The organism is Flavobacterium gillisiae (assembly GCF_900107635.1).
Lineage (GTDB): Bacteria > Bacteroidota > Bacteroidia > Flavobacteriales > Flavobacteriaceae > Flavobacterium > Flavobacterium gillisiae.
Genome location: NZ_FNRD01000008.1, coordinates 167,044 through 193,350 on the forward strand (window position 1 = coordinate 167,044; position 26,307 = coordinate 193,350).

At 35.5% G+C, this 26,307-nt stretch carries 22 protein-coding genes; 14 read left to right on the forward strand and 8 right to left on the reverse strand.

Translation table 11 applies throughout. From position 1 onward, the window contains the following. Positions 1–169 precede the first annotated feature (169 nt). From BLV35_RS12400 to BLV35_RS12410, 3 genes are all read left to right on the forward strand, one after another. Positions 170–2,410, forward strand: a complete 2,241-nt coding sequence (locus tag BLV35_RS12400; protein ID WP_091090503.1) for a cation:proton antiporter — start codon at positions 170–172, stop codon at positions 2,408–2,410. Between the two features lie 88 nt (positions 2,411–2,498). Beyond that, entirely contained in the window at positions 2,499–3,623 is a 1,125-nt protein-coding gene (locus tag BLV35_RS12405) for a lactonase family protein (RefSeq protein ID WP_091090507.1), read from the forward strand. Between the two features lie 282 nt (positions 3,624–3,905). Then, entirely contained in the window at positions 3,906–4,640 is a 735-nt protein-coding gene (locus BLV35_RS12410; RefSeq protein WP_091090510.1) for a hypothetical protein, read from the forward strand. Between the two features lie 88 nt (positions 4,641–4,728). Here BLV35_RS12410 and guaB read toward each other — a convergent pair whose 3' ends face one another. From guaB to BLV35_RS12435, 5 genes are all read right to left on the reverse strand, one after another. Next, positions 4,729–6,201: an IMP dehydrogenase gene (guaB, locus tag BLV35_RS12415; protein ID WP_091090514.1), complete on the reverse strand. Its 1,473-nt coding sequence runs from the start codon at positions 6,199–6,201 to the stop codon at positions 4,729–4,731. Positions 6,202–6,383: 182 nt separating this feature from the next. Next, on the reverse strand, positions 6,384–7,784 hold the full coding sequence (locus BLV35_RS12420) for a DUF5723 family protein (protein ID WP_091090517.1): 1,401 nt from the start codon (positions 7,782–7,784) through the stop codon (positions 6,384–6,386). Next, positions 7,781–8,332, reverse strand: coding sequence for a hypothetical protein (locus BLV35_RS12425; RefSeq protein WP_091090520.1), 552 nt, complete (start codon positions 8,330–8,332; stop codon positions 7,781–7,783). Before BLV35_RS12425 ends, BLV35_RS12420 begins: the two co-directional genes overlap by 4 nt. A gap of 112 nt (positions 8,333–8,444) precedes the next feature. Beyond that, positions 8,445–9,308, reverse strand: coding sequence for a hydroxymethylglutaryl-CoA lyase (locus BLV35_RS12430; RefSeq protein ID WP_091090523.1), 864 nt, complete (start codon positions 9,306–9,308; stop codon positions 8,445–8,447). Between the two features lie 127 nt (positions 9,309–9,435). Beyond that, positions 9,436–10,455 carry a quinone-dependent dihydroorotate dehydrogenase gene (locus BLV35_RS12435; RefSeq protein WP_091090527.1) on the reverse strand — a complete coding sequence of 340 codons (1,020 nt, stop codon included), beginning with the start codon at positions 10,453–10,455 and terminating at the stop codon, positions 9,436–9,438. A gap of 176 nt (positions 10,456–10,631) precedes the next feature. On the opposite strand from BLV35_RS12435, the gene BLV35_RS12440 reads away from it, so the two are divergent. The 6 genes from BLV35_RS12440 to BLV35_RS12465 all read left to right on the forward strand — a co-directional run bounded on the left by BLV35_RS12440 (position 10,632) and on the right by BLV35_RS12465 (position 16,342). Then, the gene (locus BLV35_RS12440; protein WP_091090531.1) at positions 10,632–11,177 is read left to right on the forward strand and encodes a SixA phosphatase family protein; all 546 of its coding nucleotides are present in this window, start codon (positions 10,632–10,634) and stop codon (positions 11,175–11,177) included. Between the two features lie 101 nt (positions 11,178–11,278). Then, complete coding sequence (gene pepT / locus BLV35_RS12445; protein WP_091090534.1) at positions 11,279–12,550, forward strand: peptidase T; 1,272 nt, start codon at positions 11,279–11,281, stop codon at positions 12,548–12,550. A gap of 171 nt (positions 12,551–12,721) precedes the next feature. After that, a complete protein-coding gene (locus tag BLV35_RS12450; protein WP_091090537.1) occupies positions 12,722–13,183 on the forward strand; it encodes a DM13 domain-containing protein in 462 nt (153 codons plus the stop codon). 72 nt (positions 13,184–13,255) lie between these two features. After that, complete coding sequence (locus BLV35_RS12455) at positions 13,256–14,113, forward strand: transporter (RefSeq protein WP_143031859.1); 858 nt, start codon at positions 13,256–13,258, stop codon at positions 14,111–14,113. A gap of 58 nt (positions 14,114–14,171) precedes the next feature. Continuing rightward, positions 14,172–14,873 (forward strand): response regulator transcription factor, encoded by a 702-nt coding sequence (locus tag BLV35_RS12460; protein ID WP_091090544.1) that lies wholly within the window; start codon positions 14,172–14,174, stop codon positions 14,871–14,873. Between the two features lie 2 nt (positions 14,874–14,875). Next, positions 14,876–16,342: a sensor histidine kinase gene (locus BLV35_RS12465; RefSeq protein ID WP_091090547.1), complete on the forward strand. Its 1,467-nt coding sequence runs from the start codon at positions 14,876–14,878 to the stop codon at positions 16,340–16,342. Between the two features lie 53 nt (positions 16,343–16,395). Here BLV35_RS12465 and yajC read toward each other — a convergent pair whose 3' ends face one another. The 3 genes from yajC to BLV35_RS12480 all read right to left on the reverse strand — a co-directional run bounded on the left by yajC (position 16,396) and on the right by BLV35_RS12480 (position 18,925). Then, complete coding sequence (gene yajC / locus BLV35_RS12470; protein WP_091090549.1) at positions 16,396–16,668, reverse strand: preprotein translocase subunit YajC; 273 nt, start codon at positions 16,666–16,668, stop codon at positions 16,396–16,398. Positions 16,669–16,700: 32 nt separating this feature from the next. Next, positions 16,701–17,612, reverse strand: coding sequence for a transcription antitermination factor NusB (gene nusB, locus BLV35_RS12475; protein WP_091090552.1), 912 nt, complete (start codon positions 17,610–17,612; stop codon positions 16,701–16,703). A gap of 206 nt (positions 17,613–17,818) precedes the next feature. Next, positions 17,819–18,925 carry a Glu/Leu/Phe/Val family dehydrogenase gene (locus BLV35_RS12480; protein WP_091090557.1) on the reverse strand — a complete coding sequence of 369 codons (1,107 nt, stop codon included), beginning with the start codon at positions 18,923–18,925 and terminating at the stop codon, positions 17,819–17,821. 202 nt (positions 18,926–19,127) lie between these two features. Here BLV35_RS12480 and BLV35_RS12485 point away from each other — a divergent pair, with 202 nt between their 5' ends. The 5 genes from BLV35_RS12485 to BLV35_RS12505 all read left to right on the forward strand — a co-directional run bounded on the left by BLV35_RS12485 (position 19,128) and on the right by BLV35_RS12505 (position 26,303). Further along, complete coding sequence (locus BLV35_RS12485) at positions 19,128–20,888, forward strand: ABC transporter ATP-binding protein (RefSeq protein ID WP_091090560.1); 1,761 nt, start codon at positions 19,128–19,130, stop codon at positions 20,886–20,888. Positions 20,889–20,959: 71 nt separating this feature from the next. Further along, complete coding sequence (locus BLV35_RS12490; RefSeq protein ID WP_091090563.1) at positions 20,960–21,343, forward strand: PUR family DNA/RNA-binding protein; 384 nt, start codon at positions 20,960–20,962, stop codon at positions 21,341–21,343. 114 nt (positions 21,344–21,457) lie between these two features. Next, a complete protein-coding gene (locus BLV35_RS12495) occupies positions 21,458–22,375 on the forward strand; it encodes a mechanosensitive ion channel family protein (protein WP_091090568.1) in 918 nt (305 codons plus the stop codon). 121 nt (positions 22,376–22,496) lie between these two features. Further along, the gene (locus tag BLV35_RS12500; RefSeq protein WP_091090571.1) at positions 22,497–23,666 is read left to right on the forward strand and encodes an MFS transporter; all 1,170 of its coding nucleotides are present in this window, start codon (positions 22,497–22,499) and stop codon (positions 23,664–23,666) included. A 111-nt stretch (positions 23,667–23,777) separates the two neighbouring features. Then, positions 23,778–26,303, forward strand: a complete 2,526-nt coding sequence (locus BLV35_RS12505) for a cation-translocating P-type ATPase (protein ID WP_091090575.1) — start codon at positions 23,778–23,780, stop codon at positions 26,301–26,303. Positions 26,304–26,307: the final 4 nt, after the last annotated feature.

Below are 26,307 nucleotides of genomic sequence, written 5' to 3' on the forward strand. Positions count from 1 at the left end.
AACGGCAAAAGTATAGCCCAGACTGCAATGGAAAGCCTTGCAGGATAAAAACTATTTTTATGGCAAATTGCAGAGCGACCGAAGGAAGCTCCTGCAAATGCCTAATAAAAAAGTTTTTATACAAAAGCTTAAAATGGAAGGCTGGAAACAGCTCCTAAAAAAATAAAATATGAGTACTGTCGCAACAGTTGCTGAAGCATCACACCATTTAGAACCTTTAATAAGTGACTTAGGATTAATTCTTATGACCGCTGGAATTGCTGTTTTAATATTTAAAAAATTAAAACAACCCTTAGTTTTGGGGTATTTGATTGCCGGTTTCCTTGCGGGAACCCATTTTGATTTTTTTCCATCTGTATCTGATGTTAAAAGTGTCGAAGTGTGGGCAGAAATTGGAGTAATCTTTCTACTGTTCAGTTTGGGACTCGAATTTAGTTTTAAGAAATTGATGAAAGTGGGCGGAACCGCCTCTATCAATGCCATGACCCAAATTATTACGATGGTTATCGTCGGTTATTTAGTGGGTCAATGGATGGGTTGGCGCCAAATGGACAGTATTTTTCTTGGGGTAATCCTCTCCATTTCCTCGACGACAATTATTCTAAAAACCTTTGACGAACTAGGCGTTAAATCACAAAAATTTGCCGGGATCGTTATTGGATCGCTTATTGTTCAGGACATTGTAGCCATTTTAATGATGGTTTTACTCTCGACAGTTGCGGCAAGTCAGCAGTTTTCTGGTATGGAATTACTACAGTCTGTATTGAAATTAGCATTCTTCCTAACCGCATGGTTTGTAGGAGGAATTTTCTTCATTCCTACTTTATTAAAGAAAGCCAAACCGCTATTGACAGATGAAATGATGTTGATTATTTCACTGGCTTTATGTTTAATGATGGTAATTTTAGCGGCAAATGTTGGCTTTTCTCCAGCATTGGGTGCCTTTATCATGGGTTCTATCATTGCCGAAACGACGCAGGCAGAACATATCGAACACTTGGTAAAACCGGTAAAGGATTTATTTGCGGCCGTTTTCTTCGTGTCCGTTGGTATGCTTATCGACCCTACAACATTATACACTCACGCTTGGCCGGTAGCAATACTTACTTTGGTGGTTATTTTTGGTCAATCCATCAGTTCCATAATTGGTGCGTTAATTTCTGGACAGCCCTTAAAGCAGTCGATCCAAATAGGAATGACATTAGCACAAATTGGAGAATTCTCCTTTATCATCGCTACATTGGGGATGTCGCTAAATGTTACCAGTGATTTCTTATATCCTATTGTCGTAGCCGTTTCTGCCGTGACCACTTTTACGACTCCGTTTATGGTAAAAATGGCGGTGCCTTTCTCTGAATATTTAGAAAAAAAACTACCTAGAAGATGGGTAAAAAGAATAGCGCGATACAGTGCAAATGCACAAGCCATTCGATCTGTAAGCACTTGGCAAATCGTACTAAGAGCTTATATGTCACAAATTATAATTCATACTATAATTATAACTGCAATCATCCTGCTGTCTTCTAAATATCTTTTGCCATTAGTGGAGAACTATAAATTTGGGAATCCTATTGCTGCATTAATAACGATTATAATCATCGCACCTTTTTTATGGGCATTAGCCCTTAGACGTGTAGCGGTAAAGGAAGTCGAAATATTATTTAAAGAACGCAAGTACAGAGGACCAATAATGATGATGATCTTTTTTAGGATGGGATTGGCGTTATTCTATATTGGTTTTTTATTGAATATCTTTTTCTCTCCAATAATTGCCTTTTTTGCCTTGGTAACGGCTGTTGCAATTTATTTTTTCTATCCCAAGCAATTGCATCGTCAATATCACAAAATTGAAAGTCATTTCCTGAAAAATCTTAATACCAGAGACGAGGTAAGTATAAAACGTCGCTACGCCAGCTTAACACCTTGGGATGGTCACATGACCACCTTTCAAATAGCCAAAGAATCTAATATCGCCGGTAAAACACTAGAAGAATTGCGCATTAGGGAGGAAATGGGGATTAACATCGCTTTTATAAAAAGAGGGGAGATTATGGTAAAAATCCCTACTAAGAATGAGCGACTTTTTCCGGGTGATGAAATTTGTGTCATCGGTTCTGATGCTCAGGTAAAAGAATTTGATAACTACTTGCACCAACACGAATTTGACCCACCTAAAAATGTTAAAAAAGCAGAAATTGTATTGCAACAACTGGAATTAAAAAGAGACGAGTTTGTTGGAAAAAGTATCAGCCAATCCAAAATAAGAGAAAGAACGAACGGTATGGTCGTGGGTATCGAGCGCGGTGGAAAACGTTTGCTGAATCCGGAATCCAACTTAATATTAGAGAAAGACGATGTTTTATGGGTAGTGGGAGACAAAAAAAGGTTGAATCAGTTCTTTAAGGAGTAGCTTTTAGGCTTTGCCTATTTCTATTGTATTACAGTGCATAACCATATTATTTATAGCTTTCGAATTAAAGAATAATTCCTAAATTTAAATGAAAGCAGATAAATTCAGCTTAATAATTTGCTTACTATTTTGTCTAAATCTATACTCTCAAAAAGAATATGTTTTTTTTGGTTCCTATAATTGGGACAAAAAAATCGAAGGAATTTATGTGTACCAATTAGACACCATAAATGGAAAACTAACAAAATTAACGTCCGTTAAAGACGTTTTAAATCCATCATATTTAACCATCTCTCCGAATGGAAAGTACATTTATGCTTGTACGGAAAGTAAAATTCCAAATGCAGGAAGTGTTTCAGCCTATAAATTTGATTCTGATAACAAATCATTGACTTTCATAAACAGCCAACAAAGCGGAGGAGAAAATCCTGTTTACTTAAATGTACACGAAAACGGGAAATGGTTAGTAAATGTAAATTATACCGATGGAAGTGTTTCTGTCTATCCGATTTTAGAAAATGGCGCAATTGATTCAATAGCGCAAAACATTAAATTTATAGGAGGAAGTATAAATTCTAAAAGACAAGAAAAATCACATATTCATTCCGCTGTTTTCTCTCCAAAATTTGATTGTCTATTTCTTACAGATTTAGGCGCAGACAAAATAAGAGTTTATCCTTTTTACAATTCTCAAAAAGCACCGCTGAATTTAGAAAAGTCAAGTTTAATAAACACCGAATTAGGAAGTGGGCCAAGACATTTTACTTTTAGTCCAAATGGACAATTCGCCTACTGCATCGAGGAAATTTCAGGAACTATTTGTGCATTTAGTTACGCAGAAAATGAACTTAAAAAAATCCAAAGACTCGAAACTCATTCTAAAAACCTAAAAGAAGGTTTTGAAAGTTCAGATATTCATATTTCTCCAGACGGCAAATTTTTGTACGCATCAAATAGAGGAAAGGAAAACAATATTGCCATCTATACAATAGCGCCAAATGGATTTATAGAACTTATTGGTTACCAATCAACATTAGGGAAACATCCCAGAACATTTGCTATTGACCAAACAGGTAAATTTATAATTGTCACCAACGTCATCACCCAAAACGTTGTCGTTTTCAGAAGAAATTTAGAAACAGGCTTACTAAAAAAAGTAGGTAAACCAGTAAAAATAAAAAATGTTTCTTGTGTAAAAACGAGAATCTATTAGAAGAAAACGCACAGCTCGAAAAACACCGTTTCAATACCTATAAACTATAAAACTATTTGTTTTTCTATAATAAAATAGTAAAACTAAAGCAGCGGTATCTATTTAAAAATTCAAGCTGCGTACAATAAACGGCCAGGAAAACTCTTTCTAAAATTAACAAGAATAAGTTTCTAATAAACTACCTTAAACTAAAAAGGTTGCATATATTTGAAAATAGGAACGATTTTGGCGCGCTTTAACCGCCTAAAGAGAATTCAATAAATTATAAACTTAACAAAAAACATGAAATCAAAATTAGAAAAACGAGTCAATTTTTTAACGATCTATGCAATTGCTAGCAGTTTAATTTTTAGCTTAATACTATTGTCTTCTTTTGGAAAAGAAGATAAAAAAGAAACTTTTGATGAGATCACAACAAAAAAAATCAACTTAATAGGAGAAGACGGCAGTTTAAGAATGGTATTAAGCAATGAAACGAGACAGCATTCTGGAAGAATGAATGGAGTAGACTTTCCAAAAAGAAAAAGACCAGCTGGGATGATTTTTTTCAATGAAGAAGGCGATGAATGCGGAGGCTTAATTTTTGCAGGAAAGACTAAAGACAATAAAATTAGCTCAGGAATGTCATTTACAATGGACAATTACCATGATGATCAAGTAATTCAAATCCTAAATGATGAAAGTTACGAAAACGGAAAAGGATCAATTCAAAGAGGTTTAATTATAAATGAATTTCCCATTGGCTCTAATATAGTAGAACGGAATAATAAGTTTAACGAACTTGAAAAAATTGAAAACCAAAAAGAGCGTGACGAAAAAATGGATGCGCTTTGGAATAAAGAAGGATCAAAAAGAAGGCTTTTTGTAGGACGAAATAAAGAGAATAGCTCGGGATTATTTCTATACGATGAAAATGGAAAACCTAAATTGAAAATCTATGTTGATAAAGATGGAATTGGAAAAATTGAAGTTATTGACAACGATGGAAAAATAAAAAATATAATCGAAACTAATTAAGTGCGAATCGCGCAACACTTCGAATAAAAAAAAGGCTGTCATAAAGTTTTAACACTTTAGACAGCCTTTTTATACTTTAAGCTTGATATTATCTCGAGTAATTAGGAGACTCTTTTGTAATCGTTACGTTATGCGGGTGACTTTCGTTGATACCACTTGCCGTGATACGAACAAAACGCCCTGTTTCTTGCAAAGTCGGAATATCTTTAGAACCACAATATCCCATTCCTGCACGAAGACCGCCAATGAACTGAAGCATACTTTCGTTTAGTTCTCCTTTGTAAGGCACGCGACCTACAATTCCTTCAGGAACCAGTTTCTTTACATCATCTTCTACATCTTGGAAATAACGGTCTTTAGAACCACCTTCCATCGCTTCTACAGATCCCATACCGCGGTAGGATTTGAATTTTCTTCCTTCAAAAATAATAGTTTCTCCAGGAGATTCTTTAGTACCTGCAAGAAGTGATCCTAACATCACACAGTCAGCACCTGCAGCAATTGCTTTAGGAATATCTCCTGTGTAACGTATTCCTCCATCAGCGATAACCGGAACTCCAGTTCCTTTTAATGCCGCTGCAACTTCAAGAACTGCAGAGAACTGAGGAAAACCAACACCCGCTACGATACGTGTTGTACAAATTGAACCAGGTCCAATTCCTACTTTCACACCGTCAGCACCGTTTTCAACTAGGAATTTTGCCGCTTCAGGAGTGGCAATATTACCTACGATAACATCTATTTGAGGGAATTTAGCTTTTACTTCTTTCAATGTATTTACCACACCTTGCGTATGACCATGAGCCGTATCAATAATGATGGCATCAACACCCGCATTTACTAAAGCGGTTGCTCTTTCTACTGCATCACCAGTAACACCAATAGCAGCTGCTACACGCAAACGCCCGTAAACATCTTTATTAGCAATTGGTTTTTGAGTTAATTTAGTGATATCTCTAAAAGTGATTAATCCCACTAATTTACCTTCTTTATTGATAACTGGAAGTTTCTCAATTTTATGACCTTGTAAAACTACTTCGGCTTGTTCCAATGAAGTTCCTTCAGCAACGGTAACCAAATTTTCACTTGTCATTACCTCAATAATAGGTCTTGCATTGTTTTTCTCAAAACGCAAATCTCTATTGGTTACAATTCCTTTTAATCTTTGATCTTCATCGATAATAGGAATACCACCAATTCCGTATTCTTTCATCGCATTTTTAGCGTCCGCTACTGTAGAAGTAAGCGGTAAAGTAACAGGATCGATAATCATACCTGACTCCGCACGTTTTACTTTACGTACTTTGGCAGCTTGTTGCTCGATTGTCATATTTTTGTGCAAAACACCTATTCCACCTTCTTGAGCCATAGCAATTGCCATAGCACTTTCAGTAACGGTATCCATAGCTGCGGATACAATAGGAACATTAAGCGTTATATTTCTTGAAAATTTTGTTTGGATACTTACCTCTCGAGGAAGCACATTAGAGTAGTTTGGAACTAATAATACATCGTCGTATGTTAAACCTTCGCCGATAATCTTGGAGTTATGTGCTATCATGTTGCAATTTGTAGTTGAATTGCGTGCAAATATAGCAAATTATTTTGATTTAAAAAAGTAAAAAAAATAAGGATTTAAAAACCAATACTACTAGTAGAAAATGATTCTGCCAATGTGCAATACCCCTACTTAAAAGGAAATTTTTAATAACTTAAAATAATCACAATCGGTTGAAAAGAGGATTAGTACGGCGAATTAGTCTCTTTAAAAATAAAATTAAATCCAAATTGAAACGATAAGCTATGGGCTTTCGCCAAATCTTTATACTCTAATAAATTATCAGCCATGAGATAGACATTGAATGCCCCCAACCTACTTGACATTCCTAATCCTATATTTTTAAACGAATAGGAATCTACTGTATAGGTTGCTTTCATTTGTAGTTTATCGAGAATATTTCTTCTATAATACCCAGTCAATGCCATCATCGGAGCTCTTGGAGTACTCATAACAAAGAGCTGCCCTCCTACTGCATTTCTATATTCCGATTCTGATACAGTACAATTACAGTCTGCTCCTCCTCTCGAATCATTGAATGAATATTGATATGAACTGTTAATTTTTATAGGTCTCCAAGTCTTGTATGCACTGTAAATAGTGTCTCGCGGAATAGCATCTACAAACTGCTGATATGTACTACCTGAAGTATTAGCACCAGTAAAATTTGGGTTTATACCCTCGTATTTATAATAACCCCTATAGGTGAGCGTTTCCACATCTTTGCTGTGTTTTATAAATCCAACATCAAGAATACTGGCTGTAAACTGAATGTTCTTTTTAGGATAATACGTCAGTCCTAAATCAAATCCAAGTCCTAGGTCTCCACCAAACAGTGTCTTTTTCCTAATATCTCCCACTGCATCACCTTCATAACCCTCGGCAATATATTCTGAAATTCCTGAGGTATTCAATTGCAAATCGGAATAAATAACTTGCTCGTACACTGTATTTGTAGCTGGAATAGTATAGACATATCCTGAATTTTTAGTAGAGGACGCATTAAAAGCACTCGAATAAATTTTGGCCCGTCCACCAAGAATAAGCTTCTCAGTTATATTTTTATGAAAACCCACATGCAGTACTGAAAGCATTTCCGTTCTTAAACTCAAATCCCCTAAATTAAATGATTTACCCAGATAATCCCTGTTTCCTTCTAAGGCAAGAATAGCTATATCCTTTGGCATAAACATCATAAAGTCAAACTCCTGGTACATTCCAAAAGAAATATATCCTTTGTTTTCAAGCCAATCTCCTAATTTAAAACCGCCACTAAATAATTCTATTTGCTCATTGAAAGCCAATTTGTCGTTTCGAGAAGAACGATGTACTACATCGCGTAGTTTGGTGTTATAATTCACTCCATTATCAGCAAATAAATCATAAGCCGAAAAACTAGTCGATCCGGCATTAACAGAAATTCCCGATAGTAATGGAACACCAAAATAAAATTTATAACTAACATCAGCGCCAGGATTAGTCATTAAAGACTGAGGCACTGCCGTAAAATTATATAAAATTTGTTTATTTTGAGACAAACAACCAACAGATACTAATACCATGAATAACAGAAATACTTTTCTCATTCTACCACGAGATAAGCAGTTGCACTTGAACGCAATTTTAAACTTCCTGGACTATTGGCATTTAAAGCAGGACCGGCACCCATCGTTATAACAAACCCCATTCTCTTGGCTCTTTTTAATAAATCGAGGGTAGCATTTTCGAAAATTTCTGTTCGGGTTACTAATTTTTGTGTGCCGGAATAAGCCGGAACATCAAAATGAACCCTATAAAGTGGTTGGTCATTTTCGTCTAATAATATAATATCGATAGAGTAAGACCTATTAATTGTATTGTTGATTTCAAAAAAGAAGTCGGCTCGTCTTAAATTTTTTCGAAAAAAAGAATCCCGGAACATATCAAATTCTTGCGTATCAAAAGCAATATTCTGCTCCATTCCATTCTCTATAAATTGATTGGCAGGAATTTCAAAATAGGTCAGGTTTGCAATAAAAACAGGTTCTAATTTAAAATCGTTTACTTGATCAAAATCTAAATTACTGCTGCATGAAAAAGACAGCAACACAAGTAGCAATAATCCTATAGTTTTAATGGAGTGGTAATGATTCATACTAAGAGTGTAAGCAACGAAAATAAAGTATTTATAGTAATAACAACGACGTTGTTATTAACTTATTATTACATTCATGTACTATTACCACAATCTCATCCTTTAGTGTTTTTTAGTGAAACTCGCCAAACAACTTAGAAGCTTCATTGTAAGCACTTTCAAAGCTTAAGGGATTTAAATTTGTAATTTCCTTATTCGCCGTAAAGTAGGACAACAACTTCTCTGTCGGCATATTACCCGTTAAATCGTCTTTAGCCATTGGACAACCTCCAAATCCCTGAATAGCGCCATCATATCTTCGGCAACCCGCATTATAAGCTGCATCTATTTTCTCAAACCATTTATCTGGCGTGGTATGCAAATGGGCTCCAAACTCAATTTCGGGATATTTTGGAATCAAATTAGAGAATAAATAGCTGATTACGTCCGGAGTAGAACTCCCTACAGTATCTGAAAGTGACAAAATCTTCACTCCCATATTGGATAATTTCTCCGTCCAATCCCCAACAATTTCTACATTCCAAGGATCTCCATACGGATTTCCAAAACCCATAGACAAATAAGCAACTACTTCCTTATTAGTTTTATCGGCAATTTCTAGAATTTGCTCTAAGGTAACTAAAGATTCAGCAATGGTTTTGTGTGTATTTCGCATCTGAAAATTCTCGGATATTGAAAAAGGATATCCTAAATATTGAATTTCAGCATGCTCAGAAGCCATTTCCGCTCCTCTAGTATTAGCTATAATAGCCAGTAATTTGCTTGTTGTTTGCGATAAATCCAATTGTGCCAATACAGCAGCGGTATCTACCATTTGCGGAATCGCTTTTGGCGACACAAAACTCCCAAAATCGATCGAATCAAAGCCTACTCTCAATAAAGATTGAATGTACGCTACTTTTCTTTCGGTAGGTATAAATGGCTTAATGCCTTGCATGGCATCACGAGGACATTCTATAATTTTTATTGGCTCCATAGGTTTTCAAAGATAAGAAAACTTGCATAGTAGCAAAGACTAAGATTATAAAATTTTTTAGGAAATAAAAATGCGTAATTCACAATGAAGAATTACGCATTTTGATAATAGTGCAAAGCAATCACTTTTACATGCGGCTTACTATTTTTTGATTTATGGCTTTCACCAAAGCGGGACCTTCATAGATAAAACCCGTATATAATTGTATTAAACTGGCGCCCGCTTCGAGTTTTTCTATCGCATCATCTGCAGAATGAATCCCCCCTACTCCGATAATAGGAAAGGCTTTGTTGCTTTTTTGAGATAGAAAACGAATCACTTCTGTAGAACGGTTTGTTAATGGTTTTCCTGATAGTCCGCCCATTTCTGTTTTATTTTCAGATTGTAAACCTTCACGCGAAATAGTCGTATTCGTAGCTATAACTCCTGCAATTTTAGTTTCCTTCACGATATCTATAATGTCCAATAATTGCTCATCTGTCAAATCTGGAGCAATTTTGAGCAATATGGGTTTCTGTTTTGGCTTTGCCAAATTCTTATTTTGTAAGGTTTGCAGCAATTGAGTCAATGGCTCTTTGTCTTGCAAGGCACGAAGATTAGGTGTATTTGGCGAACTCACATTCACCACAAAATAATCAACATGATCAAACAAGGCGTCGAAACAAATTTCATAATCTAAGGTGGCATCCTCGTTTGGCGTCAGTTTGTTTTTTCCAATATTCCCTCCAATTAAAACCCCGGTATTTTCTTTAAGTCGTTCTACCGCCTCTAAAACACCTCCATTATTAAAACCCATTCGATTAATAATAGCCGAATCTTCTTTCAATCGAAACAAGCGTTTTTTTGGATTTCCTTCTTGTCCTTTTGGCGTAAGCGTCCCTATTTCTATAAACCCAAAACCAAAATTAGACAATTCTTTATACAACTTAGCGTCTTTATCAAAACCAGCGGCAAGTCCTACCGGGTTTTTAAACTTCAACCCGAACACTTCGGTTTCTAATCGTTTGTCATTGACTCCGTAAAGTAATTTAAATAGTGAAGAGAATCCTGGAATTTTAGATAAAAATCGAATCAGGGAAAAAGTAAAATAGTGTACTTTTTCTGGATCAAACCAAAAAAGTATGGGACGAATAACTAATTTATACATGAGTGTTTTGTTGTGTGTTGCAAAAATAGAACTATCTAACCGATAAATAAATCTTTAGCCTTAAAATTTAATTTCACTATCCCGAAAACAATATTGATTTACAAGAAAACAGTAACGCAAAACAAAGAATCCTTAATTTATTTCTAAATTAGCCAATGCAATTAACATCCAAACACATGAAAAATTACTGCAGCTTTTTACTATTATTTCTGACCGTTGGCCTTTTTGCGCAAGCAGAAAAACCAACCCGAATTTATTTAGTGCGCCATGCCGAAAAAGTTACAAGCGATCCAAAAGACAGCAATCCGTTGCTGACCGAGAATGGAAATCAAAGAGCTATTGCGCTTGCTGAAAAATTAGAAAACAAATCATTAAACACAATTTATAGTACAAACTACAAGCGTACTGAGGCTACCGCAAGACCTACATCTGAAAATCAAAAAAAGGAAATAAAAATATATGATGCGAAAAAATTAACAGCCGCAGCGGCAATGATTCTCAAGGAAAACGAAGGAAAATGCGCTTTAGTCGTAGGCCATTCTAATACCGTTTTAGAAACGATTGAAGCCTTAGGAGCCAAAAGACCAATACCGACTATCGAAGATCAAGAGTACGACTATCTTTTCCTGGTTACTATTCACACCAACGGAAAAATAAAAGTAAAAGTGATGCATTACGGCCAAGCGAATTCTAATACGGAAGGAGCACAAATGATGCATTAAAACAATTGCTAATCGTTAATGGTATTCTAACTCTAAATGGGAGTTTTGAACCCTTCTTTCTAAATAAACCTTATATTTGTACCTCATTATAAAAATACTTTATGCAACATATTATAGACCGTTTTATCAGTTACGTTACTGTTGACACGGAATCAGATCCCAACTCAGAAACAACTCCAAGTACAGCAAAACAATGGGTCTTAGCCAATCAATTGGTTGAAGAACTAAAAAAAATAGGAATGCAAGACGTGACTATAGATGACAAATCTTATATCATGGCGACCTTACCAAGCAATGTAGATCACGACGTTCCTACAATTGGATTTGTATCGCATTTTGACACTACTCCTGATTTTACCGGAGCCAATGTAAAGCCTCAAATTATCCCTAATTATGACGGTAAAGACATCGTTTTAAACGCGGAACAAAATATCATTTTATCTCCAAGCTATTTCAAAGATTTATTGCAATACAAAGGGCAAACCTTAATCACAACTGACGGAACTACTCTTTTAGGTGCTGATGACAAAGCCGGAATTACGGAGATTGTCACAGCAATGGAATTCCTAATTAACAATCCAGAAATCAAACACGGAAAAATCAGAGTTGGTTTTACACCTGACGAAGAAATTGGTCGTGGAGCGCATCATTTTGATGTAAATAAATTTGGTGCTGATTGGGCCTACACCATGGACGGAAGTCAAGTAGGAGAATTAGAATACGAAAATTTTAATGCGGCTGGAGCCAAAATTACTTTCAAAGGTAAAAGTGTGCATCCCGGTTATGCCAAAGGAAAAATGATTAACTCTATGTTAATTGCCAATGATTTTATTACGGCATTGCCTTCAGACGAAACACCTGAGACAACAAAAGGATACGAAGGTTTTTATCATGTGCACCACTTAACCGGAAGTATCGAAGAAACTGTTGTAGAATTAATAATCAGAGACCACAACAAGATTAAATTCGAAAAACGAAAAGAAAAAGTTGAAAAGATTGTCCGCAAAATCAATAAGAAATTTGCAAAACAATTTGGCGAAGATGTTGCAATAGCTGAGATCAATGATCAGTATTACAATATGAAAGAAAAGGTCGTTCCTGTAAAGTATATTGTTGACATTGCCGAAAAAGCAATGAAGGAATTAGATATTAAACCATTAATCAAACCCATTCGTGGAGGTACTGATGGCTGTCAATTATCATATATGGGATTGCCATGCCCGAATATTTTTGCTGGTGGACATAATTTTCACGGAAAGTACGAGTACGTACCTGTTGAAAGTATGCAAAAGGCAGTAAACGTTATTGTAAAAATAGCGGAACTGACTGCAATGCCAGATTATGGGTTGGTTGTTCCAAAGAAAAAGAAATAATTAATTTACGATACTACTTTCAAACCCCAAAAAGGCTACAGCTTTTTTGGGGTTTGTTCTTTTACACCAAGTTGAAAGTTTATTCTTTTGTAATTCTTTCGGGATATTTCTGTGATACTTGATGCGGATATTTGCAATAACAAAAATGAATAACCATTTAAAACAAAAATCATGAAAAGAATTTTTATCGCAATTTTCGCATTAGCATTGACCTCTTTAACAGCAGTATCTTGTTCTAGTGATACTGAAACTGTAACAGTACAAGTAGATACAGCAAAACCAGTAGGTGCTTTCACGGTTACGAAAACCGGAACTTTGACCGCACAAAACGGCACACCAACAACAGGGAAAATCGAAATTGGTACAGACAGTCAAAATACCACGTTTATCCATTTGGGATCTGATTTTAAAACAGAACTTGGAACAGGAACAGCAACTGTTTATTTATCAAAAACAGCTGCTTTCACAGCAAGTCCTGGTACTGGAAATCCTGATTTGAAATTAATCGGAATAGTAGCAGCAAACGGTGAAGCGTATTACAAAGTAAACGGAACAATTCCTGTAGGTTTGGATTACCTAATCATCTGGTGTGGTTCTGCCAACATTCCTTTTGGAAACGGACAATTAAAGTAATAATTTAGTTTTTCTGAAGCAAAAGGCATTGGTATTTTACCGATGTCTTTTGTTTTTAAACACAGCAACAAAATGAAAAAATATATTTATACCTTCTTGACGATAGCTTTATACCTACCTACGAGCACGATCGCACAAAGCGGCTGGACGAAAGCAAAAGACACTTATTTTTTAAAATTAGACTATAGTACTTATACCTCATCTGATTTTAGAAACAACAACGGAAACAGTTTAAAAACCAGTGAGTTTTCACAAAATGCAGTTTCGTTCTATGGCGAATATGGCATTACAGATCGTTTGACTGCCATTACTTTTATCCCGCTCTACAAACAAAATGGTTACGAAACCACTAATAAAGTGAGCGGTTTTGGTGATATAAAATTGGAATTGAAATATGCCTTATTACAAAAGTCTTTCCCGCTTTCTATTTCGATTGCACCAGAATTACCTACCGGAAAAAAAGATAATTTTGCTACTAATAAAAACAATCCTTTGGAGAAAATTAACCTTCCATCGGGTGATGGCGAATTTAATGTATGGACCACCTTGGCGATTTCTCATTCTTTCGCACCTTTAAAATTGTATGCTAGTGCTTATAGTGCTTTTAATTATCGAACAAAATATAAGGAACGTAATTTTCAAAACCAATACCAAGCCGGTATTGAGGTGGGCTATCAGTTTTTTGACAAATTATGGATCAACTCCAAAGTATCTATTTTGACTGGTGTGGGAGCGAAACCTGAAACAGCCGATTTTATTAGAGGTGACGGAACAAGTTACACCGGCGTTTCTGTAGGCGGAATGTATGAATTGGGACAGAATTTTGGAATCACAGCACAATATTTCAATTCCAATAGTGCCATCGTCAAAGCGCAAAACATTTATGCAAACAACATTTTCTCGGTGGGAATTGTATATCAGAAGAAATAACTTTCCTTTTCGACCCTAAACCTTTATATTTACAAATACTACAAAAAAATAGTAGATTATGAAGAATATTTTGATGATCGAAGATGATCCCTCTATTGTCGAGCTTGCCACGATTCACCTTAAAGACATTCATTGTACGGTGAGGAAAGCGCACACCGGTTTTGAAGGGCTTCATCTCGCTACAACCAATAGTTATGATGTGATAATCCTAGACATCATGCTACCCGATATTGATGGAATCGAAATCTGCAAACGCCTACGAGCCGACAAAATCAAAAGTCCCATTATGATGCTCACCGCACGTACCGAGGAAATTGACAAAATAATCGGTCTCGAAACAGGTGCCGATGATTACCTAACAAAACCCTTTAGCATAAGAGAATTTATCGCCCGCATAAAAGCATTAATACGCCGTAGCGAGATCAATCATATTGACAAAGAGGCATTAGATGAAATACTGCAATGTGATAAATTACAACTAAATACGCTAAAGCGAAAGGTAACTCTAGATCAATTAAAGATTGAACTCACGCCAAAAGAGTTTGATTTACTATACTTATTCATGTCAAATCCTGGAATAAGTTACTCTCGAGAAACATTGCTAAATCTTGTTTGGGGATATGAATTTTCAGGATATGAACATACCGTAAACTCACATATTAACCGCTTACGAACTAAAATCGAATCTAATTTAACGAACCCAAAATACATTCTAACCACTTGGGGAATAGGGTACCGATTTACAGATGAAATAAAATAATTATGGGACTGAAAAAATTCAACAGCTTATTTTGGAAAATATCTTTGGTTTTCTTCATCTTGCTTGCCATAGTAGGGGCGTCACATGTCTACATAAGCTACAAATATTCGACAGAATACTTAGACGAAGTCAATCAACAATTAAACCATAATACGGCCAAAAACATCATTGAGAACTCTACCCCGTTTTACAACGGAGAAGTGATTAAACCTGCTCTAAATGAGATGTTTCATCACGTTAAAGCTATAAACCCTAATCTAGAAGTGTACTTGGTTGACCCAAAAGGAGCAATCATCTCCTATTATCCTCCAGAGAAAAAATTACTAACTAATACAATTAGTTTACTCCCCATAAAAGAATTTATTGAGGATAAATCAAATAGTTTCATCAAAGGAGACGATCCCTTAAACCCAGCAACGAAAAAGGTTTTTTCAGCATATCCCTTAACGATGAATAATATGCTATATGCTTATATATACGTAGTTTTAAATGGCGAAAAACAAAAAGCAGAATCCGACAACTTGTTCACAAGCTACCTATTGCAAATAAGCTATAGAACGATGGGAATCACCTTATTCTTTACTTTTTTGATTGGTCTATTTATCATTCGAACAATTACTAAAAACTATACTAGAATGCTCCAAGTCATGCAACAATTTAGACAAGGAGATCTAACTTCCAGAATAGACTTAAACACTGTAGGTAGCGAAAAACAATTAGCACAGATGTTTAATGAAATGGCTGATATTCTAACTACAAACATTGACAAACTTAAAGAGGTAGAAAATTTAAGACGGGAGCTTATCGCCAATGTTTCTCACGATTTACGAACTCCGATCGCCATCATTAGAGGCTATCTAGAAACCCTACAAATTAAAGAAAAAACCATCACCGATGAAGAACGAAAACGCTACATTGACATGGTGAGTCAGAGTTCAGAAAAATTAGAGAAATTAGTCCACGAACTTTTTGAGCTATCAAAATTAGAAGCCAACCAAATTCGTCCTAACAAGGAAGCCTTTATCATTAGCGAACTAGTGAATGATATTAGCTCAAAATACCATCTTATTGCGCACAATAAAAAGATTACTATTGACACCTTTTTATCGAAAGAATTAGCACCCGTATTTGCTGATATTTCTTTGATTGAAAGAGTGATTCAAAACTTATTAGACAACGCAATAAAATTTACTCCCGAAAATGGTTACATCAGTATCACGACAGAAAAATGCCTTAACAACACAGTAAAAATAACTATTACTGACAATGGCATAGGAATTCCAGAGAAAGATAGAGAGCGCATTTTTGCCCGATATTACCGCGCCAATAATTACACTGACTTAAAAAATAGCACTGGACTAGGATTAGCCATTGCCAAAAAGATACTAGATTTACACGATTCAACCTTAGATTTAATAAGCACCGAAGACAAAGGAAGTTCGTTTGTTTTCAAACTCAAATGCAGCTAAAAAAAAAGACCGATGCAAATGCATCGGTCTCTTTTACTTCTTTAAAAAAAAGATTATTTTTTAGCAAGTGTCGCGCTCATTTCCATAGAAATTGCAGAACGCTCCATTTTTAATTTTCCAGACATTGTTTCAATTACAACTGTAGTCTCTGCAAGCTCTGAAACTTTACCGTGAAGTCCACTTTTAGTGATGACTTTATCGCCAACTTTTAAAGCGCTTTCAAATTCTTTTTCGTTCTTAGCTTTTTTCTGTTGTGGTCTGATCATAAAGAAATAGATCACTACAAACATTAATAAGAAAGGTGCAAATTGAGTTAACTGTTCCATAATTTTTAATTCTTTTTTTTTTATTATTAGTGTTACATTAAACCGCGACCGGTTTTATTTAATTTTTTACTGACTTCTAGTTCTTTAACTAAATTATCTAGAATTCCGTTGATAAAAATACTACTTTTTGGTGTAGAATACTCCTTAGCTAGTTCTAAATATTCATTTAGCGTCACTTTTACTGGAATTGAAGGGAATTTTAAAAACTCACAAATAGCCATTTTAAGGATAATAGTGTCTACCTCAGCAATCCTATCACTATCCCAGTTTGGAGTTTTGTCAACAAACTCTTTTGCAAGCTCTGCTTCATTCAAAATTGTTTTTCTAAACAAGTCTTTAACGAAAGCCTTATCCTCACTATCCTTGTATACTTTAGGCACGCTAAAGTTATCATCCATAATAGGTTTCATCGCCTTTAACTGCTTAATTATTTGAGTGTTTACCAATGGTATATCATCAATCCAAGTCAGTTTATCGTCTTCCAAGTATTCGTACAATTTTTCATTTGGTACAATTACTTCCATAAACAAATCTACAATAAGCTGTTTGTCTTCTTCGAAAGAAGATGCTGCGTTATTCATGTAATCTGTATAAAACTTACTTGCTTTGATAGCGTTGAGCAACAACAAAATATAATCGTCATTCAAAGTCCAAGCGTCAATCTTACGCGTTTCCATAGCGATGCTAAGAGAATTGTTTTCGGCAAGAATTTGAAAGATGCTGTTCTTAATAAATTTTTCGTTGGGTTTACGCTCCTCAGGAGTTGCAAGATGCTTAAGACTTGATTTATGTAAAAATTCTGATTCTTTTTTACATATTTCCGATAAGGAAGAAATCATTGTAAGGTATAAATCTTGAATGTTGTCGATACTATAAAAAAGGAATTTCTCTTCTTTTTCTAGATTATCAGAACCGTTTTGATGCATTGCATAAATGGACTGCATGACTTTAACGCGAATGTGTCTTCTATTTACCACCTTGTAAGAACTTTTATTAAATTAGTTTGCAAAAATAAGCATTTCCTTTTTCAAAATAAAATTAAAACATCAAATAAAGATTTTGCTGCTAATTTTGTTTCGTTTATACTAAAAAAGTCACAGTTTTCAATGCTATCCTGAAAACTGTGACTCTTAACTTATTAAAAAATAAATTACTTTTTACTGTTCTCTATTTTTCTTTGATCGATGCGGTTTTGAGCAATGGTAAGCGCCGCATGATGCGTCGTAATTCCATTAGCAACAGCATAATCAATAATTTCTAAGGTTGTATTGTAGATATTCTCTGTTTTACGCATGATTTCTTCTTTACCATAATGCGCTAATTCAGCATAAACATTAATGATTCCACCAGCATTAATCAAGAAATCAGGAGCATATAAAATACCGCGCTCTTGCAAAATTGCACCATGAACATCTTCGTTTGCTAATTGATTGTTAGCAGCGCCAGCAATTACTTTTGCTTTTATTTTGTGAACCGTAGCGTCATTAATAGTTGCTCCCATCGCACAAGGCGCGTAGATATCTACATCTGCCGTGTATAAATCAGCTCCAGTATAAATAGTAGCGTTATATTTAGTTCCTACTTCATATAGCTTTTCTTCATTGATATCAGCAATCGTAACAATGGCTCCTTCTTTAGTTAGATAATCCACCAAAGTTTCACCCACGTGACCAATTCCTTGAACCAATACCTTCTTTCCAGCAAGAGAATCTGATCCAAATTTACTTTTTGCAGCCGCTTTCATTCCCATGTACACTCCATAAGCAGTAACGGGCGATGGATTTCCCGCTCCTCCTCTTTCTTCAGAAATTCCAGTAACATAAGGAGTAACGTCGCGAACGATATCCATATCTCTAGTTTCCATTCCTACATCTTCTGCAGTAATATATCTTCCGCTTAAACCATGTACAAATTCACCAAACTTACGCATCAATTCAGGTGTTTTCTGAGTTTTGGCATCGCCCATAATAACGGCTTTTCCTCCTCCAATATTCAGTCCTGTAATTGCTGCCTTAAAAGTCATTCCACGCGAAAGACGCAATACGTCATTTAATGCTTCCCACTCATTAGCATAATTAAACATGCGGGTTCCTCCCAAAGCTGGTCCCATAACCGAATTATGAATACCAATAATTGCTTTTAAACCCGTATCTTTGTCGTTGCAAAATACAATCTGTTCGTGATCATCAAATGATAATTGTCCAAAAACGGGATCCATTTTTTGAAGTTCCTTTCCTGTTGTGAAAGTTGCATCCATAGTATTAATTTTTATAGTGATAAAATTATGAATTTGTCAAAAAGACAAGTCAAAATTACACAAAAAATGAATATCTATCGATATTTTTAATAAAATTTACCAATTCAACAATTCAAGGCTGTAAAAGCAAAATTGAAAATTAGTGGAAAATTAAAAAAAATCATAAAATTAAAACGATTACAATACAGAATATCTTAAAAAAATGAAAGAATTACTTTATTTAAACAAATACTTCGTCAAATACAAATACAGTTTTTCACTGGGTATTATCTTCACAATCATCGCACAAATCTTCATGCTGTTCACTCCTAAATTGATCAGTAGTTCTTTTAAAGTTATTGAAGCGTTTTCTAAAGACAAAAATATCTCGGCATCAGTAATTCGAGAAGAGTTACTTTCGAATATTTTGTTGATCATTGCAACCACAATAATTGCTGGTTTCCTTACTTTTCTAATGAGACAAACACTAATCGTTATGTCGCGTCACATTGAATTTGATCTAAAAAATGAAGTTTTCAGGCAATATGAAAATTTATCACAAAACTTTTACAAAAAGAATCGCACAGGAGATTTAATGAATCGCATTAGCGAGGATGTTTCAAAAGTGAGAATGTATGTGGGGCCCGCCGTCATGTACTCCATCAATACGATTATCCGTTTCACAATCGTTATTGTGTACATGTACAATGTCTCTCCTCGTCTGACTCTATACACGATTCTTCCTTTACCTCTATTGTCTTATGGTATTTTCAAATTAAGTTCAGAAATCAATAAGAGAAGTACTGTTTTTCAACAATATTTATCGAAAGTATCTAGTTTCTCCCAAGAAATATTTTCAGGTATCCGAGTAATCAAGGCCTATTCACTAGAAGACCAACACCAAAACAACATGGTGTCCTTGGCCAAAGAAAGCAAAAGCAAAAGTTTAAACTTAGCCAAAGTACAGTCTTTATTCGGTCCGTTAATGTTGGCTCTTATCGGAATTAGCAACCTGGTTGTAATCTACTTTGGTGGATTGATGTATATTGAAGGTACAATTAAAAGTATCGGTACAATCGCCGAATTTATTTTGTATGTGAACATGCTTACTTGGCCCGTAGCTTCGCTAGGATGGGTTTCCTCTATGGTTCAAGAAGCAGAAGCTTCCCAAAAACGTTTGAATGAATTCCTAAAAATCGAACCCGAAATAAAAAACAAGAATCCGAATAAATCAATCATAAACGGCTCGATTTCATTTGAAAATGTAAGCTATACTTATGAAGACACGAATATAAAGGCACTTAAAGGCATCTCTTTCACTGTAAAGAAAGGGGAAACATTAGCAATTCTGGGAAAAACAGGATCTGGAAAATCAACCATTCTATCATTGATTTCACGTCTATATGATGTAACTGATGGAAAAATCTCCATTGACAATCAGGAGATCAGTCTTTTAAATCTTAATGATTTGAGAAACAGTATTGGGATAGTTCCACAGGATGCTTTTCTGTTTTCAGATTCTATAAAAAACAACATCAAATTTGGTAAAGAAGATGCTACTGATGAAGAGGTAATCGCTGCTGCAAAAAGTGCCGTGGTTCATGATAATATCGTAGGATTCAACAAACAATACGACACCGTTCTGGGTGAACGAGGGATTACACTTTCAGGAGGACAAAAACAAAGAGTTTCTATTGCCAGAGCGATTATTAAAAACCCTCCAATTTTACTCCTTGACGACTGTTTATCAGCTGTTGACACCGAAACCGAAGAAACAATCTTGAATAATCTAAACGAAATCTGTAAAGACAAAACAACTATTATTGTGAGTCATAGGGTTTCCTCTGCTAAGAATGCTGACAAGATTATTATTATCGATGGAGGTAAAATTATTCAACAAGGATCTCATAACCAGTTAGTAAATCAAGAGGGCTATTATGCCTCCTTATATTTAAAACAACTTTCAGAAAAAGAATTGCAGTAATTGTTGTTTAATACATATATTTTTATGATTTTTGGTTACGATTTAACAACCATAAATTGAGAGAAAGGATTATGAGAGAAAATGACATGTTAGAAAAAGAAGAGATATTTTCTAAAGTTTTACGTGCTGGAAGAAGAACCTACTTCTTTGATGTAAGAGCAACAAAAGCAGATGATTATTATATTACGATTACTGAAAGCAAAAAATTTACTGAAGAAGATGGATCGTTTCACTTCAAAAAGCATAAAATATATTTGTACAAAGAAGATTTTTCTGCTTTCGCAGAAATTCTTGGCGATATGACTTCTTATGTTTTGAACCACAAAGGCGAAGAAGTAATTTCAGAGAGACACCAAAAAGATTTCAAAAAAGAATATGCTACTGAAAAAGTAACCGCAGATGAAGCATTGCCGAATATATCTAGTTTTACAGATATTGATTTTGATGACATTTAATTTATAATTCTAAATTAAATATTTTACTTACTTAAGCAAGAAGTCCAAAAATCAGATGGTTTTTGGACTTTTTACATATTTACAAAACCCTTTTTACAACTTAAAATATAAGACATGCAGGAGATTTTAATGAAATACACAGACAAATACGCTGAACTAATTATCCCATGGCTATTAACCAGCGGACTTAAAATCGTATTTATTGTCATAGGCTCTTTAATTCTAAATAAGGTTATTATAACTTTTATCGAAAAAGCAGTAAGAATTGCTGTAAGACCTGACGGGATTTCTTCTAAAGATGCCGAAGAAAAAAGAGAAAACACGCTAATCCAGATATTTACTACTACTTCTAAAATTGGCTTAATGACCATCGCTGGTTTGATGGTGCTTCAAGAATTTGGAGTCGAGATTGCGCCTATTTTGGCTGCAGCCGGAATTGTAGGACTAGCATTTGGTTTTGGAGGTCAATACCTCATCAGAGATATTATTTCTGGTCTTTTTATTATTCTTGAAAATCAATACCGCGTTGGTGATATTGTAAATTTTGATAATGCAGGCGGTACTGTTGAAGAGATCAGTTTAAGAAAAACAACGTTAAGAGACTTAGACGGAACCGTTCATCACGTTCCTCATGGCGAAATAAAAAAAGTATCTAATCTTTCCAAAGATTTTTCTCGCATTAACTTAGACATGGGTGTTGGATATAGTTCGAATTTAGAGCATGTCATTACGGTAATTAACAAAGTAGGAAACGAAATCGCTACTGACCCATTATGGAAAGACGCAATTATACTTGCACCACAATTCTTGCGAGTAAATGATTTTGCTGATTCTTCGATTATGCTAAAAATATTAGGAGAAACATTACCTAGTAGACAATGGGAGGTAACTGGAGAGCTTCGCAAAAGACTAAAAGTGGCCTTTGACAAGGAAGGAATAGAAATTCCGTTTCCACAAGTGGTGATGCACCGACCAAAAAGTATTGAAGAAACTACAGTTAAAAATGACGCAAACGAAATTCAAAAATCGTAATCGAATTCATTTAGGAAGGTAATCTGTTCCAATACAAACATTATTTTAAATGTCTGAAAGTCATATGATTTTCAGACATTTTTTTTACATTTATAGGACATAATTTTCAATCCATCCTATTTTGAAAAACATCAGTCGTAACGTCTGGATTTTGTCTCTAGTAAGCCTATTTACTGATACGGCTAGTGAAATGTTATACCCCATCATGCCCATTTATTTAAAGTCAATTGGTTTTTCAATTGTACTTATTGGGATTCTCGAAGGTGTTGCAGAAGCTACAGCAGGATTGAGTAAAGGCTATTTTGGAAAGCGATCTGATATAACCGCAAAAAGAGTTCCGTTTGTGCAACTGGGCTATGCATTTAGTGCCATTTCAAAACCCATGATGGCACTATTCGTTTATCCGCTTTGGATTTTCTTTGCAAGAACCATCGACCGTTTTGGAAAAGGAATCCGAACCGGGGCAAGAGACGCCATCCTTTCTGACGAAGCGACTCCGCAAACCAAAGGAAAAATATTTGGTTTTCATCGTTCGATGGATACATTGGGCGCTGTCTTGGGCCCATCATTAGCCTTGCTATACCTTTACTTTTATCCTGAAAATTACGTTACCCTATTCTACCTCGCGTTCATTCCCGGACTTTTGGCTATAGCCGCTACCTTTTTGTTAAAGGAAAAACAAAGAACAATTACGACAGATAAAAAAGCAACTCCTTTCTTCTCGTTTTTGGGCTATTGGAAATCAAGTCCTCCTATGTACCGCAAAGTCGTAATCGGTCTTTTAGCTTTCACCTTATTTAACAGCTCCGACGTTTTCCTACTGCTTAAAGCCAAAGAATCTGGATTAAGTGATACGCTGGTTATTGGTATTTATATTTTTTACAACCTCGTTTATGCCTTATTTGCTTTTCCAATAGGAATATTAGCTGATAAAATAGGTTTAAAGAAAATGCTAGTTTTCGGGATAACTATTTTCTCGATTGTCTATTTTGGCATGGGGTTCAAACAGAACATTTATGTTTTCGCAGGACTTTTTGCGCTTTATGGAATCTACGCTGCAGCAACAGAAGGCGTTTCCAAGGCTTGGATCAGCAATATTTCGAACGAAAAGGATACTGCGACCGCTATCGGCACATATTCTGCTTTTCAAAGCTTTTTCACTATGCTCGCCAGTTCCATGGCAGGATTGATTTGGTACCACTTTGGCGCGGACACCGCTTTTCTAGTAACTGCATTTGCAAGTATTTTAATTGGTCTTTATTTTATCTTCATGACCACCGAAAAAGCATAATTTGAATTTCATGCTCGGATTATACTCTTTTGTTTCATAAACCAATGACTATAACAGGGATACTACGACTAAAAATCTTATATTTGAGTAGCAGTATTTATTCCCAAAACTATGTCAATAGAAATTAATATTCCTGAAAATATCGTAGGCTTGACCGATGCCGAAGTTCAAACTTCTCGGGATGAATTTGGTCAGAACAAACAAATTCACAAACAACAACACAAATGGTGGATCGCTCTTTTTGAGTTATTCAAAGAGCCCATGTTGCTATTGTTAATAGCCGTATCAATCATTTATTTTGTCATGGGACAAAATAGCGAAGCTTACTTTATGCTGGCTGCAATAGTTGCCGTCTCTGGAATTTCTTTTTATCAGGACAACCGCAGTCGGATTGCAATGGAATCTTTAGAAAAATTGAATGAGCCGTTGAGTACAGTCTTGCGAAATGGAGAACCAACAAGAATTCCCACTGCAGAAATTGTCATCGATGATCTAGTAATTGCTCAGGAAGGAAACACGATTAATGCGGATGGAGAAATTATACACAGCAATGATTTTTCTGTTAATGAATCCCTACTGACCGGTGAACCCTATGCTGTTTTCAAATCAGAAAAAACGGAATTGAAATCTGTTTTTAGTGGGACTTTAGTCGCTTCTGGTTTAGCGGTTTACAGAGTAACTAAAATTGGCGCTAATACAGAAGTTGGAAAACTAGGTGCCTCGTTACAAAACATCAAAGAAACACCTACACCATTACAAGTTCAGATTCAAAAATTTGTAAAAGTGATGGCTATTATGGGTATTGCTGTTTTCCTATTGGTTTGGGGCGTTTATTTTTGGAAAACACAAAATATCTTAACCAGTTTACTAAAAGGACTGACCCTAGCAATGTCCATTCTTCCCGAAGAAATTCCAGTGGCATTTACTACTTTCATGGCCTTGGGATCTTGGCGATTAATGAAAGAAGGTGTCATAGTCAAAAAAATCAGAACGGTGGAAACCTTGGGAAGTGCTACAATCATTTGTACGGATAAAACAGGAACGCTGACCCAAAACAAAATGAGTCTGCAATCCGTTTACACTTTTAGCACCGATAAATTATACGAAAAGGAGCAGTGGGATACAGAAGAGGCCAAAAAAGTTATTGAAATCGCAATGTGGGCGAGCGAACCTGTGCCTTTTGATCCAATGGAAAAAACGCTGCATAAGGAATATGCGAAAACCACAACCAACGACACCCGCAGACAGTTTTCCATGGTACATGAATATCCGCTTGAAGGGAAACCGCCCATGATGACGCACGTTTTTGAGAATAGGGAAGGCAAGCGAATTATTGCTGCCAAAGGTGGCCCGGAAACCATTATAAAAGTATCCAACCTCAACACGGAACAAAAAAAACAAATCCAAGACACAATAATTACATTGGCATCCAATGGTTATCGTATCCTTGGCGTTGCTTATTCTGATTATGCAGAAAATAGTTATCCAAAAGACCAACAGGAATTACCCTTTCATTTCATGGGCTTGGTGGTTTTTTACGATCCTCCTAAAGCAAACATACAAAGCGTAATTCAACAATTTTATGAAGCTGGTATACAGGTAAAAGTTATCACAGGAGATAATACGATAACCACAAAAGCCATTGCTGAAAAAGCAGGAATTAAAAATGCCGATATCGTAATGGAAGGTGAAGCGTTCATGAAACTGAACGAAGTCGAAATGCTAAAAGCCATTCACGGCACAACCCTTTTAACCCGCATGTTTCCAGAAGCCAAGCTGGCCGTTGTGAATGCCTTAAAAAAAGACAATCAAGTGGTAGCGATGGTTGGCGATGGTGTAAATGACGGACCTGCATTGAAAGCCTCTAATATAGGTGTTGCCATGGGAAAAAAGGGAACTGAAATTGCAAAAGAAGCCGCAGATCTAATTTTAGTAGATGACGATTTATCAAAAATGATTATTGCCGTTGCCGCTGGACGACGCATCTATTCCAATCTTAAAAAAGCAATACGCTACATCGTTTCCATTCATATTCCAATAATACTAACAGTATCCTTACCCTTATTTTTAGGTTGGATTTATCCTGATATTTTCACGCCTGTTCACGTCATTTTCTTAGAATTAGTCATGGGGCCGATGTGTTCCATTGTGTATGAAAATGAACCTGCCGAAAAAAATGCTATGCAACAAGCACCTCGACCAATAGGCAGTACCTTCTTATCGCTAAAAGAATTAGGAATAAGTATCGTGCAAGGAATCGGGATTACTATAGGAGTTTTATTTGTGTACCAATTAACCGTACAAAATGGAGGTAATGAACAGCTCACACGAACAATGGTATTTGCCACTTTAGTATTTTCGAATGTGATTCTGTCCTTAGTAAATCGTTCCTTTTATTATTCTGTTTTTGCCTCCTTGAAAAACAAAAACAATATGATGCTGATTGCTAATTCACTGACCTTATTGTTCCTTGCTATGATTGTATATATCAGTCCAATTGCACGTTTCTTTGATGTTCTTCCATTGCAACTAGATCAAATCGCGATTTGTATTGGTGTAAGTGCCGTTTCGGTACTTTGGATTGAAATCTGGAAATGGAACAAGCGAAAAAATAACACACAACCCAACGAAATATAAAAAT